Annotated in this window: 23 protein-coding genes and 2 pseudogenes; 14 read left to right on the top strand and 11 right to left on the bottom strand. The window is 57.5% G+C overall.

Features of this window, described 5'->3' with window-relative positions:
* Positions 1–24 precede the first annotated feature (24 nt).
* Genes Electrica_RS00780 through araD form a run of 4 tightly spaced genes read left to right on the top strand, consistent with a single transcriptional unit; the run spans position 25 to position 3732 of the window.
* Positions 25–1530 carry an FGGY-family carbohydrate kinase gene (locus Electrica_RS00780; protein ID WP_141963071.1) on the top strand — a complete coding sequence of 502 codons (1506 nt, stop codon included), beginning with the start codon at positions 25–27 and terminating at the stop codon, positions 1528–1530.
* Positions 1527–2180: a 3-keto-L-gulonate-6-phosphate decarboxylase UlaD gene (gene ulaD, locus Electrica_RS00775; RefSeq protein WP_141963069.1), complete on the top strand. Its 654-nt coding sequence runs from the start codon at positions 1527–1529 to the stop codon at positions 2178–2180. Before Electrica_RS00780 ends, ulaD begins: the two co-directional genes overlap by 4 nt.
* A 2-nt stretch (positions 2181–2182) precedes the next feature.
* Complete coding sequence (locus Electrica_RS00770) at positions 2183–3043, top strand: L-ribulose-5-phosphate 3-epimerase (protein WP_131049343.1); 861 nt, start codon at positions 2183–2185, stop codon at positions 3041–3043.
* The gene (araD, locus tag Electrica_RS00765; protein WP_100682936.1) at positions 3037–3732 is read left to right on the top strand and encodes an L-ribulose-5-phosphate 4-epimerase; all 696 of its coding nucleotides are present in this window, start codon (positions 3037–3039) and stop codon (positions 3730–3732) included. The genes Electrica_RS00770 and araD overlap by 7 nt, the downstream gene beginning before the upstream one ends.
* An 82-nt stretch (positions 3733–3814) precedes the next feature.
* Here the strand turns inward: araD and Electrica_RS00760 are convergent, their stop codons facing one another.
* A complete protein-coding gene (locus tag Electrica_RS00760; protein WP_131049342.1) occupies positions 3815–4633 on the bottom strand; it encodes an AraC family transcriptional regulator in 819 nt (272 codons plus the stop codon).
* A 261-nt stretch (positions 4634–4894) separates the two neighbouring features.
* Here Electrica_RS00760 and Electrica_RS00755 point away from each other — a divergent pair, with 261 nt between their 5' ends.
* Positions 4895–6295 carry an MFS transporter gene (locus Electrica_RS00755; protein WP_100682934.1) on the top strand — a complete coding sequence of 467 codons (1401 nt, stop codon included), beginning with the start codon at positions 4895–4897 and terminating at the stop codon, positions 6293–6295.
* Between the two features lie 10 nt (positions 6296–6305).
* Positions 6306–8267, top strand: coding sequence for a glycoside hydrolase family 127 protein (locus Electrica_RS00750; RefSeq protein WP_141963067.1), 1962 nt, complete (start codon positions 6306–6308; stop codon positions 8265–8267).
* A gap of 85 nt (positions 8268–8352) precedes the next feature.
* Here the strand turns inward: Electrica_RS00750 and selB are convergent, their stop codons facing one another.
* The 4 genes and pseudogenes from selB to Electrica_RS00730 all read right to left on the bottom strand — a co-directional run.
* A complete protein-coding gene (selB, locus tag Electrica_RS00745) occupies positions 8353–10191 on the bottom strand; it encodes a selenocysteine-specific translation elongation factor (RefSeq protein ID WP_141963065.1) in 1839 nt (612 codons plus the stop codon).
* Positions 10188–11572 (bottom strand): annotated as a pseudogene (gene selA, locus Electrica_RS00740) (L-seryl-tRNA(Sec) selenium transferase). Before selA ends, selB begins: the two are co-directional and overlap by 4 nt.
* A 105-nt stretch (positions 11573–11677) precedes the next feature.
* The gene (locus tag Electrica_RS00735; protein ID WP_141963063.1) at positions 11678–12286 is read right to left on the bottom strand and encodes a glutathione S-transferase; all 609 of its coding nucleotides are present in this window, start codon (positions 12284–12286) and stop codon (positions 11678–11680) included.
* 76 nt (positions 12287–12362) lie between these two features.
* A pseudogene (locus Electrica_RS00730) lies at positions 12363–12545 on the bottom strand (hypothetical protein); the annotation flags it as partial.
* A gap of 376 nt (positions 12546–12921) precedes the next feature.
* Between Electrica_RS00730 and Electrica_RS00725 the strand changes: the two are divergent.
* From Electrica_RS00725 to mtlR, 3 genes are all read left to right on the top strand, one after another.
* Positions 12922–14832 carry a PTS mannitol transporter subunit IICBA gene (locus Electrica_RS00725; RefSeq protein ID WP_141963061.1) on the top strand — a complete coding sequence of 637 codons (1911 nt, stop codon included), beginning with the start codon at positions 12922–12924 and terminating at the stop codon, positions 14830–14832.
* A 136-nt stretch (positions 14833–14968) separates the two neighbouring features.
* Positions 14969–16117 (top strand): mannitol-1-phosphate 5-dehydrogenase, encoded by a 1149-nt coding sequence (gene mtlD / locus Electrica_RS00720; protein ID WP_141963059.1) that lies wholly within the window; start codon positions 14969–14971, stop codon positions 16115–16117.
* Positions 16114–16713: a mannitol operon repressor MtlR gene (gene mtlR, locus Electrica_RS00715; protein ID WP_100682926.1), complete on the top strand. Its 600-nt coding sequence runs from the start codon at positions 16114–16116 to the stop codon at positions 16711–16713. Before mtlD ends, mtlR begins: the two co-directional genes overlap by 4 nt.
* A gap of 6 nt (positions 16714–16719) precedes the next feature.
* Here the strand turns inward: mtlR and Electrica_RS00710 are convergent, their stop codons facing one another.
* The gene (locus Electrica_RS00710; RefSeq protein ID WP_100682925.1) at positions 16720–16926 is read right to left on the bottom strand and encodes a hypothetical protein; all 207 of its coding nucleotides are present in this window, start codon (positions 16924–16926) and stop codon (positions 16720–16722) included.
* 275 nt (positions 16927–17201) lie between these two features.
* On the opposite strand from Electrica_RS00710, the gene Electrica_RS00705 reads away from it, so the two are divergent.
* The 5 genes from Electrica_RS00705 (at position 17202) to trmL (ending at position 22166) form a co-directional block, all read left to right on the top strand.
* Positions 17202–17564: a YibL family ribosome-associated protein gene (locus Electrica_RS00705; protein WP_100682924.1), complete on the top strand. Its 363-nt coding sequence runs from the start codon at positions 17202–17204 to the stop codon at positions 17562–17564.
* Positions 17565–17990: 426 nt separating this feature from the next.
* Complete coding sequence (lldP, locus tag Electrica_RS00700) at positions 17991–19646, top strand: L-lactate permease (protein WP_131049336.1); 1656 nt, start codon at positions 17991–17993, stop codon at positions 19644–19646.
* Positions 19643–20416 (top strand): transcriptional regulator LldR, encoded by a 774-nt coding sequence (lldR, locus tag Electrica_RS00695; RefSeq protein WP_100682921.1) that lies wholly within the window; start codon positions 19643–19645, stop codon positions 20414–20416. The genes lldP and lldR overlap by 4 nt, the downstream gene beginning before the upstream one ends.
* A complete protein-coding gene (lldD, locus tag Electrica_RS00690) occupies positions 20416–21600 on the top strand; it encodes an FMN-dependent L-lactate dehydrogenase LldD (RefSeq protein ID WP_100682920.1) in 1185 nt (394 codons plus the stop codon). Before lldR ends, lldD begins: the two co-directional genes overlap by 1 nt.
* Positions 21601–21692: 92 nt before the next feature.
* Positions 21693–22166, top strand: a complete 474-nt coding sequence (trmL, locus tag Electrica_RS00685) for a tRNA (uridine(34)/cytosine(34)/5-carboxymethylaminomethyluridine(34)-2'-O)-methyltransferase TrmL (RefSeq protein WP_100682919.1) — start codon at positions 21693–21695, stop codon at positions 22164–22166.
* Between the two features lie 160 nt (positions 22167–22326).
* Here the strand turns inward: trmL and cysE are convergent, their stop codons facing one another.
* The 5 genes from cysE to Electrica_RS00660 form a co-directional block, all read right to left on the bottom strand.
* Complete coding sequence (cysE, locus tag Electrica_RS00680; protein ID WP_004106845.1) at positions 22327–23148, bottom strand: serine O-acetyltransferase; 822 nt, start codon at positions 23146–23148, stop codon at positions 22327–22329.
* Between the two features lie 80 nt (positions 23149–23228).
* Positions 23229–24245 (bottom strand): NAD(P)H-dependent glycerol-3-phosphate dehydrogenase, encoded by a 1017-nt coding sequence (gene gpsA, locus Electrica_RS00675; RefSeq protein WP_100682918.1) that lies wholly within the window; start codon positions 24243–24245, stop codon positions 23229–23231.
* Complete coding sequence (gene secB / locus Electrica_RS00670) at positions 24245–24712, bottom strand: protein-export chaperone SecB (RefSeq protein WP_004868904.1); 468 nt, start codon at positions 24710–24712, stop codon at positions 24245–24247. Before secB ends, gpsA begins: the two co-directional genes overlap by 1 nt.
* A 58-nt stretch (positions 24713–24770) precedes the next feature.
* Positions 24771–25022 carry a glutaredoxin 3 gene (gene grxC / locus Electrica_RS00665; protein WP_100682917.1) on the bottom strand — a complete coding sequence of 84 codons (252 nt, stop codon included), beginning with the start codon at positions 25020–25022 and terminating at the stop codon, positions 24771–24773.
* 111 nt (positions 25023–25133) lie between these two features.
* Positions 25134–25565, bottom strand: a complete 432-nt coding sequence (locus Electrica_RS00660) for a rhodanese-like domain-containing protein (RefSeq protein ID WP_100682916.1) — start codon at positions 25563–25565, stop codon at positions 25134–25136.
* Positions 25566–25692 lie beyond the last annotated feature (127 nt).

Here is a 25692-nt window from a genome sequence, read left to right as displayed (position 1 = left end):
GGGGATGCAAACCAGGAAAAAAAGATGAGTGAAAAAGAGACCTTCTGGCTGGGTATCGATTGTGGCGGTACTTATCTGAAAGCAGGCCTGTACAACAGCCAGGGTAAAGAATTTGCTATTGAACGCCGGTCCATTCACACCCTCAGCCCGCAGCCCGGTTGGGCGGAGCGCGACATGACGGCATTGTGGCAGCACTGCGCGGCAACCATTTCCCGTCTGCTGCAACGCACCGGCATTCGCGGTGAACAAGTCGATGGCATCGGGATTTCCGCTCAGGGCAAGGGGCTGTTTTTGCTGGATAAAAATGACCAGCCGCTGGGCACCGCGATCCTCTCTTCCGATCGCCGCGCGATGGAGATCGTCACACGCTGGCAGCAGGACGGCATTCCGCAAAAGCTCTACCCGTTAACGCGCCAGACCTTATGGACCGGGCACCCGGCTTCACTGTTGCGCTGGGTGAAGGAGCACGAGCCGCAGCGTTACGCGCAAATTGGCTGCGTGATGATGGGCCACGATTATCTGCGCTGGTGCCTCACCGGCGTGAAAGGCTGCGAAGAGAGCAATATCTCTGAATCCAACCTCTACCATATGACCTCCGGGCGGTACGATCCCCGCCTGACGCAGTGGCTTGGCATCAGCGAAATCGACGCTGCGCTGCCGCCCATTGTCGGTTCATCCCAAATCAGCGGTGAAATCACCTCTCAGGCAGCCGCCATGACCGGTCTGGCGGCGGGAACTCCCGTTGTGGGCGGTCTGTTTGATGTGGTTTCTACCGCGCTCTGCGCCGGGCTTGATGACGAGTACACGCTGAACGCCGTCATGGGAACCTGGGCGGTCACCAGCGGCATCGCTGAAGGGCTGCGCGATAACGAAGCGCACCCCTTCGTCTACGGACGCTACGTGAATGCTGGCCAGTACATTGTCCACGAAGCCAGCCCTACCTCCTCCGGCAACCTCGAATGGCTGACCGCACAACTTGGCGACATCAGCTTTGATGAAATCAACAAGCTCGTCGACAGCCTGCCGAAAGCCGCCAGCGATGTCTTCTTCCTGCCCTTCCTGTACGGCAGTAACGCCGGGCTTGAGATGACCAGCGGCTTTTATGGCATACAGGCGCTGCATACCCGCGCGCACCTGCTACAGGCGGTCTATGAAGGGGTCGTATTTAGCCACATGACGCACCTCAACCGCATGCGCGAACGCTTTACCGAGGTACGTTCCCTGCGCGTCACCGGCGGCCCGGCGCACTCTCCCGTGTGGATGCAAATGCTGGCGGACGTCAGCGGCCTGCCGGTTGAACTGCCGCAGGTGGAAGAGACCGGCTGCTTTGGTGCCGCCATTGCGGCTCTCGTCGGCACCGGCGTTTACGCAAACTTCACCGATGCCCAGCAGACCTTCAGCTACGAAATACGCACCCTGACGCCGGACATGAACGCCCACGCGGCCTACCAGCGCAAATACCGCCGTTACCAGATGTTAATTGAAGCACTTCAGGGCTTTCACGCCCGTATTAAGGAGCACTCTTTATGAGCCGACCATTACTGCAGCTGGCGCTCGATCACACCGACCTTGCCGCCGCCCAGCGCGATGTTGCGTTGTTAAAAGACCGTGTGGATATCGTAGAAGCGGGCACCATTCTCTGCCTGAGCGAGGGGCTACATGCCATTCGCGCCCTGCGCGCCCAATGCCCGGAAAAACTGATCGTCGCCGACTGGAAAGTCGCCGACGCCGGGGAAACCCTGGCCCGGCAGGCGCTGGACGCGGGGGCCAACTGGATGACCATCATCTGCGCCGCGCCGCTGGCCACCATCGAAAAAGGTCACGCCGTCGCTGCTGCGCGCGGAGGCGAAATCCAAATCGAGTTGTTTGGTAACTGGACCTTCGACGATGCGCGCGACTGGTACAGCGCCGGCGTGCGTCAGGCGATTTATCACCGTGGGCGCGACGCTCAGGCGAGCGGCCAGCAGTGGGGTGAAGTGGATCTGGCGCGCATGAAAGCGCTGTCGGATATCGGCCTGGCGCTCTCCGTCACCGGGGGCATCACCCCTGCCGACCTGCCGCTGTTCAAAGAGATTAACGTGAAGGCCTTTATTGCCGGACGCGCCCTTTCCAGCGCCGCCGATCCGCAGCAAGTGGCTGAAGAGTTCCACGCCCACATTCGCGACATCTGGAGAGCGTAATTATGCGTAACCATCCATTAGGCATTTATGAAAAAGCGTTACCGAAAGACTTATCCTGGCCGGAGCGTCTGGTTCTGGCGAAAAGCTGCGGATTCGACTTCGTGGAGATGTCCGTCGACGAAACCGATGAGCGCCTGTCGCGACTCGAATGGACCACCGCCCAGCGCGCCTCGTTAGTGGAAGCGATGCTGGAAACCAATGTGTCGGTTCCGTCGATGTGCCTTTCCGCACATCGCCGTTTTCCGTTCGGCAGCCGCGACGAAGCCGTGCGTGAGCGGGCCAGGGATATCATGAGCAAAGCCATCAAGCTGGCGCGCGATTTGGGTATCCGCACCATCCAGCTCGCCGGTTACGACGTCTATTACGAGGAGCATGACGCGGGCACTCAGCAGCGTTTCGCCGAAGGGCTGGCGTGGGCCGTTGAACAGGCTGCAGGGGCTCAGGTGATGCTGGCGGTGGAGATCATGGACACCGCGTTTATGAACTCCATCACCAAGTGGAAAAAATGGGACCAACTGCTCGCCTCGCCGTGGTTCACCGTCTACCCGGACGTGGGCAACCTCAGCGCCTGGGGTAATGACGTCCCGGCGGAGCTGGCTCTGGGTATCGACCGCATCGCCGCGATTCATCTGAAAGACACGCAGCCGGTCACCGACACCAGCCCAGGCCAGTTCCGTGATGTGCCGTTTGGTGAAGGATGCGTCGATTTCGTCAATGTCTTCAGCACATTACAGAACCTGAACTATCGCGGTGCATTTCTGATTGAGATGTGGACTGAAAAAGCCAAAGAGCCGGTACTGGAAATCATTCAGGCCCGCCGCTGGATTGAAGCCCGTATGGAGGAAGGAGGATTCGTATGTTAGAGCAACTGAAAGCCGAGGTGCTGGCGGCAAACCTGGCGCTGCCCGCTCACGGGCTTGTTACCTTCACCTGGGGGAACGTCAGCGCAGTGGATGAAAGCGGCAAACTGATGGTGATTAAACCTTCTGGCGTGGAGTACGCCGTGATGAAAGCCGAAGATATGGTGGTGGTGGATATCGCCAGCGGCAAAGTGGTGGATGGCAGCAAGAAACCCTCTTCCGATACGCCAACGCACCTGGCGCTCTATCGTCGCTTCCCGGAGATCGGCGGCATTGTGCATACTCACTCCCGCCACGCCACCATCTGGTCGCAGGCCGGGCTGGACCTGCCCGCCTGGGGCACCACCCACGCGGACTATTTCTACGGAACGATCCCGTGCACCCGCCTGATGACCGCTGAAGAGATCGGCGGCGAGTACGAGTACCAAACCGGCGAGGTGATCGTCAAAACATTTGAGGAGCGCGCCCTGAACCCGATGCAGGTTCCGGCGGTACTGGTGCACTCCCACGGCCCGTTTGCCTGGGGTAAAAATGCCCATGACGCGGTGCACAATGCGGTGGTGCTGGAAGAGTGCGCCTATATGGGCCTGTTCTCGCGCCAGCTGGCCCCACAGCTGCCGGATATGCAGGCTGAATTGTTGGATAAACACTACCTGCGTAAGCACGGAGCAAATGCCTATTATGGGCAGTGAGCGACGCCTCTGCGGCCCCCTGACAAGCTTCCGCCGGGAGAGCGTCGGGGGTCAGGGTATCAGACCACGCAATGCCAGAGCCTTATTCCGAATTAATATGCTCCTTACAATACCGCCGCTTCCATGCGGCGGGCGTTATGCCGGTATGCTTGCGGAAAATCTGCCGAAAATAGCCCACATCGTGAAAACCGCACTGCTCCGCCACCTCTTTTAGCGACAGCGAATCGCTGATCAACAGCTTCTCCGCTGCCCGTACACGCTGACGGTGAATGGCTTCGGTTAACGTCAGACGAAAGGCCCGTCGGTAAACCCGACCTAAATAATCCACATTGCAATGCAACTCTTTCGCCAGCAGCGACGCCGAAATGGGCAGATGAAAGTGCGTACCGATCATCTGGCGAGCTTTCCAGGCCAGCGCAATACCCGGGTTATTCCCCGCGCTTTCGCTTAAAGCAGAGGCGGATATCTGCTGTAGAATCAGCAGCAAAATACATTCCAGCGCTACGCTACGATGCACATTTTCCTGCTCATTTAAGAATTGTCGAAATAACCCGGTCATATATTGTGGGTCACTTAACGTTGTGTGCTGCGGTAACATCAACACCGATTGATGCGCTTTTTTTTCCACCGCTGGTGTTAATTCAAAATGCAGCCAGTAAAACTTTAAATCTGCCGGAAATTCCCCCACACCGACATGACGGCGTTGCGGCCAGAGTAATAAACTTTCTCCTGAATTTACCGTGAAAATCTTATCCTCTTCACGGATCGTTAATGTCCCCTTTTCAACAAAAATAACTTCCCAGGAATGCAGGGTACGCGACGGGTGGCTGCCCACGCCGCGAGAAATAAATAACCCTCCGTTTTGCACCCGGATCGGAAGCGCTATGGATAATTCGAGCATAACTATGTCAACTCTCGCTAATACGTGATGAAAATAATCATCTTATTATTGATTATTAACGAAAACAGCCTGATTGAGCGGATCGAAATCACATTTTCTCAATCAGGTCGGAATCATCACCTTTTTGTACTTTTCCCTTCCCTTGTCGTGTGGTGAATTCAATGCAAAATAAAAAGGTACTTTGCAAACTACACAACAAGAGCCACAACCAGGCGGCTTATTTTCTGGAAACAAAATCTCCGAATACGTGAGGCGTTCTCCATGACTTCGACATTAATTTCCACTACCGATCCGGCGCAAAAAGCGCTGGACGATAAATTATCCGTACGTGAAAAAGTAGGCTATGGGCTGGGGGATGCAGGCGGAACGGTCATTACCTGCCTGATCATGAACTTTTTAACTTTTTTCTATACTGATGTCTTTGGGCTAACGCCCGCGCTGGTCGGGACCCTGTTCCTGGCCCTGCGCGTTTTCGACGCGATTTCCGACCCCATTATGGGCGTTCTCGCCGACCGAACTCAAAGCCGCTGGGGGCGCTTTCGTCCCTGGCAACTGTGGATTGCCGTGCCGATCGGTATTATCGGCGTACTGACGTTTACCGTGCCTGATGCCAGCATGGGGGTAAAAATCGCCTGGGCATTCGGCACCTATCTGCTGCTGTCGATGAGCTACACCGCGATTAACGTGCCGTACTGCGCGCTGATCAACACCATGACCACTCGCCATAGCGAGGTTATCTCGTGCCAGTCCTGGCGCTTTGTCCTGTGCGGCGTAGCGGGGTTTCTGGTCTCCGTCGGGCTGCCGTGGCTGGTAAAAGCGCTCGGTCAGGGCAACACAGCCCAAGGCTATCAGTATGGCGTCGGCGTACTCTGCGCCATTGCGGTGGTGATGTTCCTGTGCTGCTTCTTCTGGGTCCGCGAGCGCGTCTCGCTAGACATGATGGGTAAATTTACACTGCGGGAGCATATCGCCGGTCTGCGTAAAAACGACCAGCTGCTGCTGATGCTGGTGATGTCGTTCCTGCTGATCAACGTCTTTAATATCCGCGGCGGCGGCTATATGTACTTCATCACCTACGTCCTTGAAGGGTCTACCGGCTACACTTCGCTATTTTTCACCATGGTGACCTTCGCATCGATTTTCGGCTCCATCATCATCAACCTGCTTTCACGCCGCTTCGATACCATCAAGCTCTACTACTACACCAACCTGGTGCTGGCCGCCCTGGCCATCGCGATGTGGTTTTTACCAACCGGCCAGGCATACCAGACCCTGTGGCTGGTGGTTATCCTCAGCAACGGCATTATTCTCGGCTTCACCCTGCCGCTGCACTTCTCGTTGATGGCCTTCTCTGACGACTACGGCGAATGGAAAACCGGCGTGCGTTCTTCCGGTATGAACTTTGCCTTCAACCTGTTCTTCATCAAGCTGGCGTGGGCCTCCAGCGCCGGAATTATCAGCCTGATTTTTATCTACGTGGCCTATCAGCCTGGCGCCGGCAACCAAACGGCCCTGTCGTTGTCCGGGATCGCCTCAATGGAAACCCTGCTGCCCGCCCTGTTCCACCTGCTGCTGGCCTTTTCGATCCGCGTCTGCAAGCTCAATAATCCGATGATGGTGCGCATTGCCACCGACCTGCATGCGCGTCACGTTCAGCCTTAAGGAGTCCGTCATGTCTGTAATGGAAGTCAATCTACGCAAACTGAAAATCAGCGACCCGTTCCTCGGTCAGTACCAGCAGTTGGTGCGCGATGTGGTGATTCCCTACCAATGGGATGCACTGAACGATCGCATCGACGAAGCCGATCCAAGCCATGCGATCGAAAACTTTCGCATTGCCGCAGGGCTGCAGGAGGGGGAGTTTTACGGGATGGTATTTCAGGACAGTGATGTGGCGAAATGGCTGGAAGCCGTGGCCTGGTCGCTGTGTCAGAAGCCGGACGCCGGGCTGGAAAAAACCGCCGATGAGGTGATTGAACTGGTGGCCGCCGCCCAGTGTGAAGATGGCTATCTGAACACTTACTTCACGGTCAAAGCGCCTGCAGAACGCTGGACTAACCTCGCCGAGTGCCACGAACTATACTGTGCCGGGCACATGATTGAAGCGGGCGTCGCCTTCTTCCAGGCGACCGGTAAGCGTCGGTTGCTGGAGGTGGTTTGCCGCCTCGCCGACCATATCGACAGCGTGTTTGGCCCCGGAGAACATCAGCTGCACGGCTATCCAGGGCACCCGGAGATCGAGCTGGCGTTAATGCGCCTGTATGACGTGACCCAGGAGCCGCGCTATCTGGCATTGACGAACTATTTCGTCGAAACGCGCGGAACGCAGCCGCATTTTTACGATATCGAATATGCGAAACGCGGCAAAACGTCCTACTGGAATACCTACGGCCCGGCGTGGATGGTGATGGATAAGCCCTACAGCCAGGCGCACCAGCCGATTTCTGAACAGCCCGTCGCCATCGGTCATGCGGTTCGCTTTGTTTACCTGATGACCGGCATCGCCCATCTCGCCCGCTTAAGCCAGGACGAAGGCAAACGTCAGGACTGCCTGCGCCTGTGGAACAATATGACCCAGCGTCAGCTGTATATTACCGGCGGCATTGGTTCGCAGAGCAGCGGTGAGGCCTTCAGCAGCGACTATGACCTGCCAAACGACACGGTCTATGCCGAAAGCTGCGCATCCATCGGTTTAATGATGTTTGCTCGCCGAATGCTGGAAATGGAGGCCGACAGCCAGTACGCCGACGTGATGGAACGCGCGCTGTATAACACCGTGCTGGGAGGAATGGCGCTGGATGGCAAGCACTTCTTCTACGTTAACCCGCTGGAAGTGCACCCGAAGTCGTTAAAATTCAATCATATTTATGACCACGTGAAGCCCGTTCGTCAGCGTTGGTTCGGCTGCGCCTGCTGCCCGCCGAATATCGCCCGCGTACTCACGTCTCTGGGGCACTATATCTATACGCCGCGTGAAGAAGCGCTCTACATCAATCTGTATGTCGGCAACAGCGCGGAGATCCCGGTTGGCGATAAGACCTTGCGGCTGCGTATCAGCAGTAACTATCCGTGGCAGGAGCAGGTGAAAATAGCAATCGACTCACCCATCCCAATCGACCATACCCTGGCGTTACGTCTCCCGGACTGGTGCGAAAAGCCGCAGGTGACGCTGAACGGTGTGCCCGTTCCACAGGATGTACGCAAAGGCTATCTGCACATCATCCGTCGCTGGCAGGAAGGCGACACTATCCTGCTAACGCTGCCTATGCCGGTGCGTCGCGTTTACGGTAATTCGCTGGTGCGCCATCAGGCAGGCCAGGTCGCCGTACAGCGAGGCCCGCTGGTTTATTGTCTGGAGCAGGCGGACAACGGCGAGCAATTGCATAACCTACAGCTGCCGCGTCACGCACGGTTCAGCGCTTTTGAAGGCAAAGGGATTTTTGCTCACAAGATACTTCTCCAGGCGCCGGGCTATAAGCAAACGGCGGAGAATGCGGAACGTCAGGCGCTGTGGAATTACGACCGCACGCCAGCCTCACGCCAGCCGCAGACCTTAACCTTTATTCCGTGGTTTAGCTGGGCCAATCGCGGCGAAGGAGAGATGCGCATCTGGGTGAAAGAAACGGACGAATAAGCGCGGGAGGTATCGCAGCGCCCCGAGGGAGTTCAACCAGAGAATCCCCGTCGGCGCTGTGCTGTCCGAAAACGCCTGAAGAGACTTACAGGAACAACGCCTTATCGCGCAGAATATGGTCATTACCGCGCCGGCGGGTAAAGCCAGTCCGGTCAAAATATTCGAGGATTTGGATCGCCAGCTTTCTGCCGACGTTCAGCGTATCGCGGAAGTCTGCCGCGCAGGTCGAACCGCGCAACTGATCCAAATCGCGGATCATGCTGGCAAAGGTCACAATCCGATCGTTGCGATAATAACGATCTTTGACGATCGCGGTAATCATGCCCTGCTGCGCCGCCTGACGCAGCACCGCGCGCATCAGCGACTCTTCAACGCCCGCCTCTTTCGCCAGGTCGCGTACCCACCAGGGCTCATCGGCGAACAGGTCGGCAACCCGCAGCCAGATGGCCTGCTGCTCTTCGGTAAAGCCCGCTTTGTGTTCCGGCAGATGCAACCATCCGTGATGGCTGTCGATGGTCCCACTGGCGCGCATCTGTTCAATCAGCAGCAGCACCAGCGCTTCGTCCTCCATCGGCAGCGCAATGCGCCGCAGACGTTCGCGGCCCGGTCCAGGCTCCTCGCGATGCTGATCGTGATAGCGCGCCAGCGCATCAAGGAGTTTTGTCTGCCAGCACGCCGCCAGCGCAGGACTGAGCAGATTATGACCCGCCTGCAGATAGCCAGCGTTGCGGGTCAGCGCCGCCAGGCCATTTTCATTCAGCTGGCGGGCCCAGGCAAATTCATCCACACGTACCGCGTCGCGCTGCAGGTGCGTCTCCAGTGCCTGGGCGTCATCCGCAGCCGCCGTCAGCGCATGAAGCCACTGCAAATATTCCGCTTTCCGTTTCCCGCGCCGCGGCGGATTTAGCGTCACTACGCGGGCTCCCGCCAGGGTCGCGCGGGCGGAGATATCGCGCAGCACCAGGCGGTCGTTATCTGCCAGCCACAGCGGAGTATCGAGTACCAGTTCGGCGAGATCCCCCTCCAGCAGCGATACGCGTCCGGTAATATGGCTGGCGGCATGGTGGATATGCAAAGACTGCCACTGCGTCAACGGCGTGTGGCGCTGTAATTCAACAATCACCCGTCCGGACGGCTCGGGAGGCTGAACGGACAGCAGCCAGTCGCCGCGATTCAGCACCTCTTTCTGCGCATCGCCGACAATATTCAGCGCGATGCGCTGACCGGCCCGCGCCCGCTCGACCGGCTGGTTTTGTGCATGCAACCCGCGCACGCGCATCGGCTTATCCACCCCGGTCAGCCATAGCGTATCGCCGACGTTGACCTCGCCGCTGAGCGCGGTGCCGGTCACCACCAGGCCCGCCCCTTTTACGGTAAAGGCGCGATCGATAGCCAGGCGAAAACGCTGATGCTGCGGGTGGCTACGTTCAGGTAGCTGGCGCAGATGTTCGCGCAGCGCGTCAATGCCCCGGTTTTCCGGCGCCGCCGTAGCAAACAACGTCGCCTGGGTAAAGCCAAATTCGGCCAGCACCGCCACCACGTCGGCATGCACCTCGCTCACGCGCGCCGCATCAACGCGATCGGCCTTGGTCAATGCCACGGTCAGCGACGGCTTTCCCGTCAGTTGCAGAATGGCCAGATGTTCGCGAGTCTGCGCCATCACGCCATCATCGCAGGCCACCACCAGCAACGCGTGGTCAATACCGCCCACGCCCGCCAGCATGTTAGACAGAAACTTTTCGTGGCCCGGCACATCGATAAACCCCAGTACGCGACCGTCGGGCTGTGGCCAGTAGGCGTACCCCAGATCGATCGTCATCCCGCGCGATTTCTCTTCCGGCAGGCGGTCGGCATTAACGCCGGTGATCGCCTGCAGCAACGTCGTTTTGCCGTGGTCAACATGTCCGGCGGTGGCAATAATCATTGTAATAACATCTCCATAAACCGGGGTTCATCTTCAAGACAGCGCAAGTCCAGCCACAGACAGCCATCGTAAATCCGTCCGATAACCGGGATCGTCAGCCCACGCCAACGGGTCGCCAGCGCCTCCAGCTGACTGCCGCGACCATCGCGCGGCGTAAAGGTCAGCGCCGCCCCAGGCAGGCGATCCACCGGTAGCGAACCGCTGCCAATTTGCGACTGACACGGCTCCACCCGCACCTCAAACTGCGTGTAGTGGGCGGCCAGCAACGGCTGCAGGCGCCATGCCTGCGCCTGAATCGCCTCCGCCGTGCGGGTCAGCAGGCGCAGCGTGGGCAGCCGATCGGCCAGCGTTTCCGGATGCAGATAGAGCCGCAGAGTGGCTTCCAGCGCGGCAAGGGTCATTTTATCCGCCCGCAGCGCGCGCTTCAGCGGATGCTGCTGCAAACGAGCAATCATCGCCTTTTCGCCAACGATAATCCCCGCCTGCGGGCCGCCCAGCAGCTTATCGCCGGAAAAGCTCACCAGACTGACGCCCGCCGCAATCATCTCCTGCGGCATCGGCTCTTTCGGCAGGCCATACTGGCTCAAATCAACCAGCGAACCGCTGCCCAAATCGGCGATCACCGGAATACCCGTTTCGCGGCCAATCGCCGCCAGCCCGGCTTCATCGACGGCTGTCGTGAAGCCCTCGATGCTGTAATTGCTGGTATGGACCTTCATCAACAGCCCGGTATTGTCATTCACGGCCTGGCGATAATCTTTGGCATGGGTGCGGTTGGTGGTGCCGACCTCATGCAGGATGCAGCCCGCCTGACGCATCACATCGGGAATGCGGAATGCGCCACCGATCTCCACCAGCTCGCCGCGCGAGAGCACCACCTCTTTACCGCCGGCGGTGGCCGCCAGCATCAGCAGCACCGCCGCGGCGTTATTGTTGACGATACACGCATCTTCCGCGCCGGTGATGCGGCACAGCAGATCCGCCAGCGCCCGATCGCGATGCCCGCGCCCGGCATCATCCAGGCTGTACTCCAGAGTGACCGGAGCGCGCATCGCCTGTGCGACCGCTTCAACCGCCGCTTCCGCCTGGATAGCCCGCCCCAGGTTGGTATGCAGCACCGTGCCGGTGAGGTTGAACACCGGACGCAGCGCGCTTTGCCCGGTTTGCGCCAGCCGCCGCCCGGTCTCCTGCGGCCAGTCATCGCACCAGCCCGGCAGCGCCTGTTCCTGACGAATATATTCCCGCGCTCCAGCATCTGGCGCAGCAGCGCCACCACCTGAGCATGACCATAGCGGGCCAGCACAGCAGAAAAAGCAGGGTCGCGAAGCAAACGGTCGGTGGCCGGAAGCCGGGTGTAAAGCGCACGAATATCGGTAGTCATGAATGGACCTGGCGGTAAGTTATTTACCCCCTCCCGGCGGGAGAGGGAGTCAACAAATCAGCGCTGATTGTAACGTCTCCGGAAAGAAACTGTTACCTGCCTGGGTCAAGTCCTTGGCGGTTCGGTACGGGCGAAACTGGCGCGCTGAAACAGCGCGTCGACCAGCTTAATCAGCTGAGGCCGGGTCGCACACCAGCCGGGCGCAACCCGCCGAAAGTTGAGATAGGCAATCGCGCACGCCGCTGAAATCGTCGCCAGATTAACCTCATCGATCCGCAGGCTGCCATCGGCTACACGGGCTTCCAGTTCATCAAGGCCGCGGGCTACTTTCTCCCGCTGGCGCAGCAGCTCGCTTTCTGACTGCTGCGCCGCCGGACGGGTCTTTTCGCGTACCAGCGCCTGCGCCGCCTCCATTACGCCGTCGGCCAGCGCCTCCAGCTGGCGCATTTTCAACGCCGCGTTCGGGTCCGATGGCACCATTCCCGGCGCAGCGTCGAGCTGTTCAAGGTATTGCGCGATAATGGGGGAGTCATACCAGCATTCGCCGCTGTCCGTGACCAGCACCGGCACCTTACCCAAGGGATTGTATTTCCCGACGCCGTTCACCTCCTGGTAGGGAAATTCATTGACGAATTCGAAGGGGAGGTTTTTCTCCAGCAGAATGACGGAGATTTTACGCACAAAGGGACTGGTGTAGCTGCCGATCAGTTTCATTGCCTGCTCCTTTCGCCCACAAAAAGATAAGTATGGGTCAGGCGCAGGCAAAAGGCAGGTCAGACTTCACGTCAATCGCCTGGCTGACTTTCCGATAGCGCGGGTAGTCTTTGTAGAGCCGGTCGCGCTCGGCGGAAACACGCACCGTGTTCGCCTGCGCTTCAGAAAGCTGTGCCTTCAGGGTATTGATGCTGTGCAGCGCGGTCACCAGATCGGCCTGCAGTCTGTCGACCCGGGCCTGATAGCGCACGGGATCAATCGGGCGCGCAGAGTTTGTCGGCGATCACATCCGCAAAATTCAACCAGTTATTTTTTGTGAACAACATCACAATATAGAGACAAACCAGAAACAATATTATGTGATGTAATTCACATTAATTAACCTAATCGGGTTAATTTTGACCCGTTGCGTTTTTTTTGCACACCAATTTTGTGATGAGAATCACTATAAATAGCTATCAGATACCTATATTCATGTGATCAAGGTCACACAAAAACCCACCAACTGGACAGTTTAATGATTCAGTGCCAGATTCGCTTTATCAATCAGGGTCCGGCGACCTCTGCCGCCATATTCACAACAAGCCTCAGGCTTTTAGCCTACGCGATAAGCAAAACAGAAGAAGGGGTGTTTTATGTCATCCGATATCAAGATCAAGGTGCAAAGCTTTGGTCGTTTCCTCAGCAATATGGTGATGCCAAACATCGGCGCGTTTATCGCGTGGGGTATCATTACCGCATTATTCATCCCGACAGGGTGGTTACCAAACGAGACGCTGGCGAAATTAGTCGGCCCGATGATCACCTACCTGTTGCCGCTGCTTATCGGCTATACCGGTGGTAAGTTAATTGGCGGTGAGCGTGGTGGCGTCGTCGGCGCTATTACCACAATGGGCGTCATCGTCGGCGCGGACATGCCGATGTTCCTCGGCGCGATGATCGCAGGTCCGCTGGGCGGCTGGGCGATTAAACATTTCGATAGCTGGGTAGACGGTAAGATTAAGTCCGGTTTCGAGATGCTGGTGAACAACTTCTCTGCCGGTATTATCGGGATGATCCTCGCGATTCTGGCATTCCTCGGCATTGGCCCGGCGGTTGAGGTTCTGTCTAAAATTCTGGCGGCAGGCGTTAACTTCATGGTTGTCCATGACATGCTGCCGCTGGCATCAATCTTCGTTGAGCCAGCGAAAATCCTGTTCCTTAACAACGCCATCAACCACGGTATCTTCTCGCCGCTGGGTATCCAGCAGTCTCATGAGCTGGGTAAATCCATCTTCTTCCTGATTGAAGCCAACCCGGGTCCGGGGATGGGCGTGCTGATGGCATACATGTTCTTTGGTCGCGGTAACGCGAAGCAGTCCGCAGGCGGTGCCGCAATCATCCACTTCCTGGGCGGTATTCACGAAATCTACTTCCCGTATGTGCTGATGAACCCGCGTCTGATCCTTGCCGTGATTCTCGGCGGTATGACCGGTGTGTTCACCCTGACTATCCTCAACGGCGGTCTGGTTTCTCCTGCCTCCCCAGGTTCTATCCTGGCGGTGCTGGCGATGACGCCGAAAGGGGCGTACTTCGCTAACATCGCGGCAATTATTGCGGCCATGGTCGTCTCCTTTGTGATCTCCGCCATTCTGCTGAAAACCAGCAAAGTGAAAGAAGAAGATGATATCGATGCTGCGACCCGTCGCATGCAGGATATGAAAGCCGAATCCAAAGGCGCGGCCACACCGCTGTCTGCAGGTACCGTGGCTAACGATCTGAGCCATGTGCGCAAAATCATCGTCGCCTGCGATGCCGGCATGGGTTCCAGCGCCATGGGCGCCGGGGTACTGCGTAAAAAAGTGCAGGATGCGGGGCTGAGCAATATCTCCGTCACCAACTGCGCCATTAACAACCTGCCGCCGGATGTCGACCTGGTGATTACCCACCGCGATCTGACCGAGCGGGCGATGCGCCAGGTGCCGCAGGCCCAGCACATTTCGCTGACCAACTTCCTCGACAGCGGCCTGTACACCAACCTGACCGAGCGTCTGGTTGCGGCGCAGCGCCATACTGATAACGAAAAGAAAGTTCACGGTAGCCTGAAAGACAGCTTTGATGCACCGGAAACCAATCTGTTCAAGCTTGGCGAAGAGAACATCTTCCTCGGTCGCAAAGCGGCGACGAAAGAAGAGGCGATCCGCTTTGCGGGCGAGCAGCTGGTGAAAGGCGGTTATGTTGAACCGGAATATGTGCAGGCGATGCTGGACCGTGAAAAACTGACCTCCACTTACCTGGGCGAGTCCATCGCGGTACCGCACGGCACCATCGAAGCAAAAGACCGTGTCCTGAAGACCGGCGTGGTGTTCTGCCAGTATCCGGAAGGGGTTCGCTTTGGCGAAGACGAAGATGACGTCGCCCGTCTGGTTATCGGTATCGCGGCACGCAATAACGAGCACATTCAAGTGATTACCAGCCTGACTAACGCGCTGGATGATGAGTCGGTGATTGAGCGCCTGACCCACACCACCAGCGTTGAGGAAGTGTTGTCTCTGCTGAAAGTGTAACCTGGAGTCCGGATAAGGCGTTCACGCCGCAATCCGGGAACGCCCACCCTCTCCTCATGCGTGGGGAGAGGGTTCGGTTGAGGGACCCGCCTCACCCGAACCCTCTCAGGTAAAAACATTAATGAAGGCTAATACTATGAATGCATTACATTTTGGCGCAGGTAATATCGGACGTGGCTTCATCGGCAAATTGCTGGCTGACGCGGGGATCGCTTTAACATTCGCCGATGTGAATCAGGTGGTACTTGATGCCCTGAATGCCCGTCATAGCTATCAGGTTCATGTCGTCGGTGAAAACGAGCAGGTCGATACCGTCTCCGGCGTCAATGCCGTCAGCAGCATCGGCGATGAAGTCATTGACCTGATTGCCCGCGTTGACCTGATCACCACCGCCGTCGGCCCGGTGGTGCTGGAGCGCATTGCGCCGGCTATTGCGCAAGGACTGGCGCAGCGTAAAGCGCAGGGGATAACCGCCCCGCTAAACATCATTGCCTGCGAAAATATGGTGCGCGGGACCACACAGCTTAAAGGCCACGTATTTAACGCCCTGGCGGAAGAAGATAAAGCCTGGGTAGAAGCCAACGTCGGCTTTGTCGATTCCGCGGTTGACCGTATTGTTCCCCCGTCAGCCTCTGCGACGCATGACCCGCTGGAAGTGACCGTGGAAACCTTTAGCGAGTGGATCGTCGATAAAACCCAGTTTAAAGGGACCTTGCCGGCGATCCCTGGCATGGAATTAACCGACAACCTGATGGCATTTGTCGAACGTAAGCTATTCACCTTAAACACCGGACATGCTATAACCGCCTACCTCGGAAAACTGGCCGGGCACCAGACAATCCGCGAGGCGATTCTCGATGAGAACATTCGCGCCGTGGTGAAAGGGGCCATGGAAGAGAGCGGCGCGGTACTGATCAAACGCTACGGCTTTGATGCGCAGAAGCACGCCGCCTACATCCAGAAAATCCTCGGCCGTTTCGAGAATCCGTACCTGAAAGATGACGTTGAGCGCGTGGGCCGTCAGCCGCTGCGTAAACTGAGCGCGGGCGATCGTCTGATTAAGCCGCTGCTTGGTACGCTGGAATATGCTCTGCCGCATGTTAACCTGGTCAAAGGGATCGCGGCGGCAATGCATTTCCGCAGCGAAGAAGACCCGCAGGCGCAGGAGCTGGCAGACTTGATTAACGAGAAGGGTCCCCAGGCTGCGCTGGCACAGATTTCCGGTCTGGATGCAGCAAGCGCCGTGGTGACCGAGGCCGTTAACGACTACAACGCCACCAAATGAGGCAAGACCTGGCGCGGTACGAACCGCGCCCATTACTACTCCTGTCAGATATGCAGGCCATAATGGAAGAAACACAGGCATTTGAAAACCGCGTGCTTGAGCGTCTGAATGCTGGCAAAACCGTACGAAGCTTCCTGATCACCACCGTCGAGCTACTCACGGAAGCGGTCAATATTCTGGTGCTTCAGGTGTTCCGTAAAGACGACTATGCGGTGAAATACGCAGTGGAGCCCTTGCTGGATGGCGATGGGCCGCTGGGAGACCTTTCTGTACGCCTGAAGCTGATTTACGGCCTTGGGGTGATTAGCCGCGCCGAATACGAAGACGCCGAGCTGCTGATGGCTCTGCGCGAAGAGTTGAATCACGACGGAAATGAGTACGGTTTTACCGATGATGAAATTCTTGGGCCTTTCGGCGAACTGCATTGCGTGACCGCCCTGCCGCCGACGCCACTGTTTGATGAGAGCGACGAAGAACTGCTGGCAATGCAGAAGCTGCGCTACCAGCAGGTTGTACGTTCAACAATGATGCTGTCTCTGACCGAGCTGATTTCCCGAATCAGCTTGAAAAAAGCCTTTCAGAAATCAACGCTCTGACCCGGGTTACACCTGGTCACAAGTCGGCCGGTAAAGCTGCCTGTAATACTCCAGACGACTCAGGAACAGCGCCTCTTTGTTCTGCGGGATTTCCCGCGGCACGTGCTGCAAACGCGGGGATTTTTTCAAATACTCCATAAAAGCCTGGCTTGAAGCCATAAAATCAACTGTCTTGTCGATAATACGCGGTACGCCGTCACCGATTTTTGCCATCTCGCCCTCCTGTTTTCAGGGATTATCCTGTAAAGGATTAGCGAAAAATGAGGCCAGGGTTGAGGAAAACGTGCGGTATTGATGACAGACTTCACAGAGATGAAAAACAGGCGGCTATTAGTAATAATATTATTTACATTCATATAATTATAAATCATTACGCCTGAGACTTCCGCGGAAAAAACGTCGGGCTTTTGATAAATGACTACCCACAACAGAAGTCACAGCACATACTATATGTTGTCGAAATCCCTTTATTAATAGATTAAGTCATCATGAAAGAAGTCGAAAAGAATGAAATCAAGCGTTTGAGCGACCGCCTCGACGCCATCCGCCATCAGCAGGCAGACCTGTCGCTGGTGGAAGCTGCGGACAAATACGCCGAGCTGGAAAAAGAAAAAACCACCCTCGAAGCCGAAATTATTCGCCTGCGCGAAGTTCAGGGCCAGAAACTAAGCAAAGAAGCCCAGAAGCTGATGAGCCTGCCACATCGCCGCGCAATCACCAAAAAAGAGCAGGCCGATATGGGCAAGCTGAAGAAAAGCGTTCGCGGACTGGTGATTGTGCATCCGATGACCGCCCTCGGTCGCGAAATGAACCTCAAAGAAATGACCGGCTTCTCTAAAACCGAGTTCTAATCCTTTAGTCCCGAGAACCTCCCCGGTGGCGCTACGCTGACCGGGGCTACGGGTTCGTGCGGTCGGGTAGCCCGGATCAGGCGCTCGCGCCGCCATCCGGGAAAATCCCCGGCGGCGCTACGCTGGTCAGGGCGACGGAATCGTGTCCGCTGGCGGTTGGTAGCCGGGCAGGCGCTGATTCACATATCACTCACGTCCATGAACTCCCCTCTCTTATTGGCCCAACCAATTATTTCCTAAACCACTCAACGGTTCACATATCCATCATTTTTGGTCACAGACGTATTGCCTGATAATAACATTTGATTAACCATTCATTGTCGTTAACCCTACAACTCAATTTTGGCTGGGCCAGTTTTACAAAAGATGTGATCTGCAAGGAGCGCAGACTCAGCACCGCATCTTTGTGGCCCGATGGAGACCTGCATGAACCTCTGGCAACAAAATTACGATCCGGCCGGTAATATCTGGCTCTCAAGTCTTATCGCATCGTTACCGATTCTGTTTTTCTTTTTTGCCCTGATAAAGCTCAAGCTCAAAGGGTACCTGGCAGCGACATGGACCGTGGCCATTGCGCTATCGGTCGCGCTGCTGTTCTATAAAATGCCGGTGGACCGCGCGCTGACTTCTGTGGTCTACGGCTTCTTTTACGGCCTGTGGCCCATCGCGTGGATTATTATCGCCGCGGTATTCGTCTATAAAATTTCGGTCAAGACCGGGCAGTTCGACATTATCCGCTCGTCGATTCTCTCGATTACCCCTGACCAGCGCCTGCAGATGCTGATTGTCGGCTTCTCCTTCGGGGCTTTCCTCGAAGGTGCGGCCGGCTTTGGCGCGCCGGTGGCGATTACCGCCGCGCTGCTGGTCGGCCTGGGTTTTAACCCGCTGTATGCGGCGGGCCTGTGTCTGATCGTCAACACCGCGCCGGTTGCCTTCGGTGCGATGGGCATTCCCATTCTGGTCGCCGGCCAGGTGACCGGTATCGACAGCTTTGCCATCGGCCAGATGGTCGGTCGTCAACTGCCGTTCCTGACCATTATCGTCCTGTTCTGGATTATGGCGATTATGGACGGCTGGCGCGGTGTCAAAGAGACCTGGCCGGCGGTCATGGTGGCCGGTGGCTCGTTCGCCATCGCACAGTACCTCAGCTCCAACTTCCTCGGCCCGGAACTGCCGGACATCATCTCTTCCCTGGTGTCGCTGGTTTGCCTGACCCTGTTCCTCAAACGCTGGCAGCCGGTGCGTATCTTCCGCTTTGGCGATATGGGCGCCGCGCAGGTCGATCAAACGCTGGCGCGTACCCATTACAGCGCCGGGCAGATCGCTCGCGCCTGGTCGCCCTTCCTGTTCCTGACCGCCACCGTGACCCTGTGGAGCATTCCGCCGTTTAAGGCCCTGTTTGCCCCCGGCGGCGCGATGTATGACTTCGTCATCAATATCTCTGTCCCGTTCCTCGATAAGATGGTGGCCCGCATGCCGCCGGTTGTCAGCGCCGCCACGCCTTACGCTGCGGTGTATAAGTTCGACTGGCTGTCGGCTACCGGCACCGCCATCCTGTTTGCGGCTTTACTTTCCATCGTCTGGCTGCGCATGAAACCGAAAGACGCGCTGGTCACCTTTGGCAGCACGTTAAAAGAACTGGCTCTGCCGATTTACTCTATCGGCATGGTACTGGCGTTCGCCTTTATCTCTAACTATTCCGGGCTGTCGTCGACGCTGGCCCTTGCGCTGGCGCATACCGGCCACGCGTTTACCTTCTTCTCGCCGTTCCTCGGCTGGCTGGGGGTATTCCTGACCGGTTCGGACACCTCGTCTAACGCGCTGTTCGCCGCGCTGCAGGCGACCGCGGCACAGCAGATCGGCGTATCCGATATTCTGCTGGTCGCGGCCAACACCACAGGCGGCGTCACCGGTAAAATGATTTCGCCGCAGTCCATCGCCATCGCCTGTGCGGCGGTAGGGCTGGTGGGGAAAGAGTCGGACCTGTTCCGCTTTACCGTAAAACACAGCCTGATCTTTACCTGCATGGTTGGCGTTATCACCACGCTACAGGCCTATGTCTTAACCTGGATGATCCCATGATAGTGATGCCCCGGCGCCTCGCAGACGATGTCGTCCGTCGTGTGCGGGCGCTGATTGAAGAACAAAAGCTGGAGGCGGGCATGCGACTGCCCGCCGAGCGCCAGTTGGCCGCGCAGCTTGGCGTATCGCGCAACTCGCTGCGCGAAGCGCTGGCGATGCTGGTGAACGAAGGTCTGCTGGTCAGCCGTCGCGGCGGCGGGACCTTCGTGCGCTGGCAGCACGAGACGTGGTCGGAACAGAATATCGTTCAGCCGCTAAAAACGCTGCTCGCCGACGACCCCGATTACAGCTTTGATATTCTGGAAGCCCGCCACGCCATCGAAGCCAGCACGGCCTGGCATGCGGCGATGCGGGCAACCGATGCCGAAAAAGAGCGCATTCGCCTGTGCTTTGAAGCCACCCAGAGCGAGGACCCGGACCTCGCCTCGCAGGCCGACGTGCGCTTTCATCTGGCGATCGCCGAAGCCTCGCACAACGTGGTGCTGCTACAAACCATGCGCGGCTTTTTCGACCTCCTGCAATCCTCGGTCAAACAGAGCCGCCAGCGGATGTACCTTGTCCCGCCGGTATTCGCCCGTCTGACCGAACAGCACCAGGCCGTGATGGAGGCCATTTTCGCCGGTGACGCCGAAGGCGCACGGCAGGCGATGATGGCGCATTTAGGCTTTGTCCACGCCACGATTAAACACTTTGATGAAGACCAGGCCCGCCAGGCGCGAATTACCCGTCTGCCCGGTGACCACAATGAAAATGCCAGGGAGAACCCGTGATGATTATTTCAGCCGCCAGCGACTATCGCGCAGCCGCACAGCGTATCCTGCCACCGTTCCTGTTCCACTACATCGACGGCGGCGCCTATGCCGAACACACGCTGCGCCGCAACGTTGAAGACCTGTCTGATGTGGCGCTCCGCCAGCGGGTCCTGAAGAATATGTCGGACCTGAGCCTGGAGACGACGCTGTTCAAAGAAAAGCTCTCCATGCCGGTGGCGCTGGCGCCGGTCGGACTGTGCGGAATGTACGCTCGCCGCGGTGAAGTGCAGGCGGCAGGCGCCGCGGATGATAAAGGGATTCCGTTCACCCTCTCCACCGTTTCCGTCTGCCCGATAGAAGAGGTCGCGCCGACCATCAAGCGTCCGATGTGGTTCCAGCTGTACGTCCTGCGCGATCGCGGCTTTATGCGCAATGCGCTGGAGCGCGCCAAAGCGGCGGGCTGTTCCACCCTGGTGTTTACCGTTGATATGCCCACCCCCGGCGCCCGCTATCGCGATGCCCACTCCGGGATGAGCGGCCCGAACGCGGCGATGCGCCGCTACTGGCAGGCGATGACTCACCCACAGTGGGCGTGGGATGTCGGTTTAAACGGTCGCCCTCACGATCTCGGCAATATCTCCGCCTATCTCGGCAAGCCTACCGGTCTTGAGGATTATATCGGCTGGCTGGCCAACAACTTCGATCCGTCGATTTCGTGGAAAGACCTTGAGTGGATCCGCGAATTCTGGGATGGCCCGATGGTGATCAAAGGGATCCTCGATCCGCAGGATGCGCGGGATGCGGTACGCTTCGGCGCCGACGGGATCGTGGTCTCCAACCACGGCGGCCGCCAGCTCGACGGCGTTCTCTCCTCTGCCCGCGCGCTACCGGCGATCGCTGATGCGGTCAAAGGCGATATCGCCATTCTCGCCGATAGCGGTATTCGTAATGGTCTTGATGTGGTGCGGATGATTGCGCTGGGCGCCGATAGCGTACTGCTGGGCCGCGCCTATCTCTACGCGCTGGCCACCCACGGTAAGCAGGGGGTAGCCAACCTGCTGAATCTTATCGAGAAAGAGATGAAAGTGGCCATGACCCTGACCGGAACCAAAACCATCGGCGAAATCAGCCGCGATTCGCTGGTGCAGAACGCCGACGCGCTGCAAACCTTCAATGCGATTAAGCAGGGTAACGCTGCCTAACCCCCCGCCCGGCGCTCTCCCACGAGGATGAGGGCCGGGCAAATATCTGCTATTCTGCCCGCGCGATTAAGAGCCTAATGAGACAGGGCAGCATGCTGAACATTGTACTATTCGAACCTGAGATCCCGCCGAATACCGGGAATATCATCCGCCTGTGTGCCAACACCGGCTTCAATCTGCACATTATCGAGCCTATGGGATTCACCTGGGATGATAAGCGCCTGCGCCGCGCCGGGCTGGATTACCATGAATTTACCGCCGTTCAGCGTCATCGCGACTACGCGGCCTTCGTCGAAAGCGCCAGGCCGCAGCGCCTGTTCGCCCTGACCACAAAGGGCACGCCGGCTCACAGCGCGGTAAGCTATCAGGATGGCGATTTCTTGATGTTTGGCCCGGAAACGCGCGGCCTGCCGGCCAGCATTCTTGATGCCCTGCCAGCGCAGCAGAAAATCCGTATTCCGATGATGCCGGACAGCCGCAGCATGAACCTGTCAAATGCGGTGTCGGTGGTCGTGTACGAGGCCTGGCGCCAGCTGGGGTATCCTGGCGCGGTATTGCGCAGTTAGCCTCCGCGATTCCCGGATGGCGGCGCATCGCGCCTTATCCGGGCTACATACCAGGCCAGACCGTAGCCCGGATAAGCGCAGCACAAGCCGGGGAAACTCCCGGAAGCGGCGCATCGCGCCTTATCCGGGCTACATACCGGCACCAGACCGTAACCCGATTCTAGATACCGTCGCCGTACTCGAAGGTATGGTGAATACCGTTAAAGTGCTGATCCATATCCATCGCGGGTTTATCGCTCTCTGGCTTACCGACGATACGCGCCGGTACACCGGCTGCGGTGGTGTGCGGCGGTACGGGCTGTAACACCACGGAACCGGCGCCAATTTTCGCCCCCCGACCCACTTCGATATTGCCGAGGATCTTCGCACCGGCGCCAATCATCACGCCTTCACGGATTTTCGGGTGCCGGTCGCCGCTGGTTTTACCGGTCCCGCCGAGGGTGACGGACTGCAGAATCGACACGTCGTCCTCAATCACCGCCGTTTCGCCGACCACAATGCCGGTAGCGTGATCGAGCATAATCCCGCGGCCAATTTTCGCCGCCGGATGGATATCCACCTGGAAAGAAACGGAAACCTGGTTTTGCAGGAAAATCGCCAGCGCGCGGCGCCCCTGATTCCACAGCCAGTGGCCAATGCGATAGGCCTGCAGCGCGTGGAAACCTTTCAGGTACAGCAGCGGCGTCGAGTATTTATCAACCGCCGGATCGCGGGTGCGCACGGCCTGGATATCGCAGGCGGCGGAAGCGATCATTTCCGGGTCAGCGGCATAGGCCTCTTCCACCACTTCACGAATAGCGATAGCCGGCATAATGGGGGAAGCCAGCTTATTCGCCAGCATATAGCTCAGGGCGCTGCCCAGATTTTCGTGTTTGAGTAGCGTTGCGTGGTAAAAACTGGCGAGCATAGGCTCACAGTCGGCCAGAGCCCGGGCTTCGGCTTTAATATTATTCCAGACGATATCCAGTTCTTCACACGGCATTGCTGACTCCAGGCGATAGCAGAATGACCGGCCAGTTCTACGCTGACCGGGTCATCGAGGTGACAAAGGTTCCTTTAAGATTAATTGCTGCGCTCGTCCTTGCGCGCACGGCCTAATAAAGTCAATGCTGCCTCGCGCGCAATTTTTCCGCAATACAATACCTGATAAATTTCCTCGGTTATTGGCATTTCAACACCTAAACGCTGTGCCAGAACGCGAACTTCCCTGGTATTGCGATAGCCTTCAACCACCTGGCCAATCTTATCCTGCGCGCTTTGCACATCCATACCCTGACCGAGCATCATGCCGAAGCGGCGGTTACGCGATTGGTTATCGGTGCAGGTCAGCACCAGATCGCCCAGCCCCGCCATCCCCATAAAGGTTTCCGGATCGGCGCCCAGCGCGGTACCGAGACGAGACATTTCAACCAGACCCCGGGTTATCAGCGCCGTACGCGCATTGGCGCCAAAGCCGATGCCGTCAGACATCCCGGCGCCAATGGCAATAACGTTTTTCACCGCCCCGCCAAGCTGCACGCCGATAAAGTCCGGGTTGATATAGACGCGGAAGCTTTTACCGCAGTGCAGTAAATGCTGCAGGTCGTCGGCAAACTGCGGCTCCGTGGACGCCAGCGAAATGGCCGTCGGCAGCCCTGCCGCCAGTTCTTTGGCAAAGGTCGGGCCGGAAATGACCGCCAGCGGGATCGTGTCGCCCAGCGCTTCGCGCGCGACATCCTGCAACAGGCGACCGGTTTCGGCCTCAAGGCCTTTTGTCGCCCAGACCAGGCGCGCATCCGGGCGCATCAGCGGTTTAATCTGCCGCAGAACCTCACCAAAGACATGGCTGGGCACCACAACCAGAATATCGCGGCTGGCCGCCAGCGCGGCAGACAGATCGCTTTCAAGATGCAGCGTGTCAGGGAAAGGGACGTCAGGAAGGAAAGCGGCGTTGCAGCGGTCATGTTGCAGCGTCGCGATATGTTTCGGGTCATGGCCCCAGAGCACAACATCGTGGCCATTTCTTGCCAGGGTGATGGCAAGAGCGGTGCCGTATGAGCCGGCACCGATCACAGTCATTGCAGCATTAAGTGCGTTCATCAGGCATCCTGATGTTGTTCGGCACCTTCGCCAGCTTGCTGCTGCAGATAGTTCATGAACAGCGCATCGAAGTTCACTGGCGCAAGGTTCAGTTGCGGGAAGGTACCGCGAGACACCAGGCTGGTAATGCACTCACGCGCATACGGGAACAGAATGTTCGGGCAGTATGCGCCGAGGCAATGCGCCATCTGGTTGCCGTCAATGCCGTCGATGGAGAAGATGCCGCCCTGCTGTACTTCGCACAGGAATGCGGTTTCTTCGCCCAGCGCAGCGGTTACGGTTACGCGCAGCACCACTTCGTAGACGCCTTCAGCCAACTGGCTGGAAGCAGTGTCCAGATCAAGTTTAACTTCCGGCTGCCAGTCTTTCTGGAAAACTTGCGGCGCATTCGGCGCTTCAAAGGAAATATCCTTGGTATAGATACGCTGGATCTGGAACGTCATTTCGGTGCTGTTTTGTTCTGACATAGTAAAACCCTTTCGTGTTGTCCTTAAATACGCCTACCCGACCTGGGCGGACGCAAAATTAGCGCAGCAGGGGATCAAGTCCACCACGTGAATCAAGCGCATACAAGTCGTCACAGCCGCCAATGTGCTGCTCATCAATAAAAATCTGCGGAACCGTCGTACGACCGCTGCGCTCAATCATCTCTTCACGCTTCGCGGCATTGCCATCGATCGGCAGTTCATTGAACGTTACGCCTTTGCTGTTCAGCAGTGCTTTTGCACGAATACAGAACGGACAAGTCGCTTTGGTGTAGATATCAATATTGGCCATGACTTCACTCCTGTTTTTACCCGCAGGATTTTACGCCGCAGACAAGGCTACCCCCCCGACGGCTCGCCGCAGTGGGGGAAACCTGGCTACGTCATAAAGACGTGGGTAAATTTATTTGCCGCGTACCAGCGGAAGGTTTTCGCCGCTCCAGCCAGCAATGCCTTCTTTCAGTACAAAGACCTTTTCAAATCCGGCTTTATTCAGCGCGCTGGCAGGCTCTTGTGCCTGCATACCGGAACCATCTACCACTATAATGGGTTGTGCTTTGTGTTTTTCCAACTCACCAACGTTATTTGCCTTGATTTCGCTCGGCAGCAGGTTGATGGAGCCCGCGATATGGCCTTTACGGAAGTCGTCACGCTGACGCAGGTCGACAACCACGGCATCTTCTTTGTTGATCAGACGCGTCGCTTCGCCACGGGTAATGACTTTAACTTTCGACATCAGCCCCTTAAAGGTGGTGAACAGCACCGCCACCAGCAGCGCGATCCACGCGATGCTCAGGACGGGGTGACGGCCGACGAATTGCATAATTTCTTGCATGGGGGGTTACAACTCCCGACTAAGTGATAAAAAAACCAGGGAAGGAGTATACCTGTGCATTGCGGCAAATACAGCCAGTGAGCGCGATGTAATGTATTTTCTGCGGCCCGTCACGAAAAAATCCCCT

This window comes from Klebsiella electrica (genome assembly GCF_006711645.1).
Lineage (GTDB): Bacteria > Pseudomonadota > Gammaproteobacteria > Enterobacterales > Enterobacteriaceae > Klebsiella > Klebsiella electrica.
The sequence above is the reverse complement of the archived record's forward strand: the minus strand, read 5'-3'. Positions and strand labels throughout refer to the sequence as shown.

Coding starts and splice junctions, on each gene's coding strand:
- lldR (WP_100682921.1), top strand. CDS start 19,643: ATGATAGTGATGCCCCGGCGCCTCGCAGACGATGTCGTCCGTCGTGTG.
- Electrica_RS00760 (WP_131049342.1), bottom strand. CDS start 4,633: ATGCTCGAATTATCCATAGCGCTTCCGATCCGGGTGCAAAACGGAGGG.
- Electrica_RS00770 (WP_131049343.1), top strand. CDS start 2,183: ATGCGTAACCATCCATTAGGCATTTATGAAAAAGCGTTACCGAAAGAC.
- mtlD (WP_141963059.1), top strand. CDS start 14,969: ATGAATGCATTACATTTTGGCGCAGGTAATATCGGACGTGGCTTCATC.
- cysE (WP_004106845.1), bottom strand. CDS start 23,148: ATGCCGTGTGAAGAACTGGATATCGTCTGGAATAATATTAAAGCCGAA.
- lldD (WP_100682920.1), top strand. CDS start 20,416: ATGATTATTTCAGCCGCCAGCGACTATCGCGCAGCCGCACAGCGTATC.
- ulaD (WP_141963069.1), top strand. CDS start 1,527: ATGAGCCGACCATTACTGCAGCTGGCGCTCGATCACACCGACCTTGCC.
- trmL (WP_100682919.1), top strand. CDS start 21,693: ATGCTGAACATTGTACTATTCGAACCTGAGATCCCGCCGAATACCGGG.
- Electrica_RS00710 (WP_100682925.1), bottom strand. CDS start 16,926: ATGGCAAAAATCGGTGACGGCGTACCGCGTATTATCGACAAGACAGTT.
- Electrica_RS00705 (WP_100682924.1), top strand. CDS start 17,202: ATGAAAGAAGTCGAAAAGAATGAAATCAAGCGTTTGAGCGACCGCCTC.
- Electrica_RS00735 (WP_141963063.1), bottom strand. CDS start 12,286: ATGAAACTGATCGGCAGCTACACCAGTCCCTTTGTGCGTAAAATCTCC.
- Electrica_RS00725 (WP_141963061.1), top strand. CDS start 12,922: ATGTCATCCGATATCAAGATCAAGGTGCAAAGCTTTGGTCGTTTCCTC.
- grxC (WP_100682917.1), bottom strand. CDS start 25,022: ATGGCCAATATTGATATCTACACCAAAGCGACTTGTCCGTTCTGTATT.
- secB (WP_004868904.1), bottom strand. CDS start 24,712: ATGTCAGAACAAAACAGCACCGAAATGACGTTCCAGATCCAGCGTATC.
- Electrica_RS00660 (WP_100682916.1), bottom strand. CDS start 25,565: ATGCAAGAAATTATGCAATTCGTCGGCCGTCACCCCGTCCTGAGCATC.
- lldP (WP_131049336.1), top strand. CDS start 17,991: ATGAACCTCTGGCAACAAAATTACGATCCGGCCGGTAATATCTGGCTC.
- Electrica_RS00755 (WP_100682934.1), top strand. CDS start 4,895: ATGACTTCGACATTAATTTCCACTACCGATCCGGCGCAAAAAGCGCTG.
- araD (WP_100682936.1), top strand. CDS start 3,037: ATGTTAGAGCAACTGAAAGCCGAGGTGCTGGCGGCAAACCTGGCGCTG.
- Electrica_RS00780 (WP_141963071.1), top strand. CDS start 25: ATGAGTGAAAAAGAGACCTTCTGGCTGGGTATCGATTGTGGCGGTACT.
- selB (WP_141963065.1), bottom strand. CDS start 10,191: ATGATTATTGCCACCGCCGGACATGTTGACCACGGCAAAACGACGTTG.
- Electrica_RS00750 (WP_141963067.1), top strand. CDS start 6,306: ATGTCTGTAATGGAAGTCAATCTACGCAAACTGAAAATCAGCGACCCG.
- mtlR (WP_100682926.1), top strand. CDS start 16,114: ATGAGGCAAGACCTGGCGCGGTACGAACCGCGCCCATTACTACTCCTG.
- gpsA (WP_100682918.1), bottom strand. CDS start 24,245: ATGAACGCACTTAATGCTGCAATGACTGTGATCGGTGCCGGCTCATAC.